Source organism: Vibrio sp. 10N.222.49.C9 (assembly GCF_041474985.1).
In the GTDB taxonomy this organism is placed as follows: Bacteria; Pseudomonadota; Gammaproteobacteria; order Enterobacterales; family Vibrionaceae; genus Vibrio; species Vibrio crassostreae_C.
In genome coordinates, this window is the sequence record NZ_JBFRVD010000984.1 from 1 (window position 1) to 337 (window position 337).

Annotated in this window: 1 protein-coding gene; it reads right to left on the bottom strand. The window is 53.4% G+C overall.

What is annotated here, in order from left to right; translation table 11 throughout:
* A partial coding sequence (locus AB4585_RS26535; RefSeq protein WP_372171735.1) for a molybdopterin-binding protein occupies window positions 1-337 on the bottom strand: 337 nt, incomplete at both ends.

Sequence of the window (337 nt, forward strand, 5' to 3'; positions counted from 1 at the left end):
CTCCGACACTCACGCCACCGGAAGTGACCACGACGTCCGCTTCTGTCTTCGCTTTTTCAAATGCTTGCGCGAGCAGTTCCACATCATCAGGGATAACGCCTAGGTCAACAACATCACAGCCAAATTTCTCAAACAGAGGTATGGTTCCGTAGCGGTTGCTGTCGTATATCTCGCCTGCGCCAAGTGGCGTTCCTACCGGTTTTAGTTCATCACCGGTGGAAAAAGTGGCCACGATAGGTTTGCGGTACACCTCAACGTGCGCGACGCCAAGTGAGGCCAGCATGGGTAGATCACGAGCAGTGAGTCGCTTCCCTTTGCTAAGCACAAGTTGTCCTAC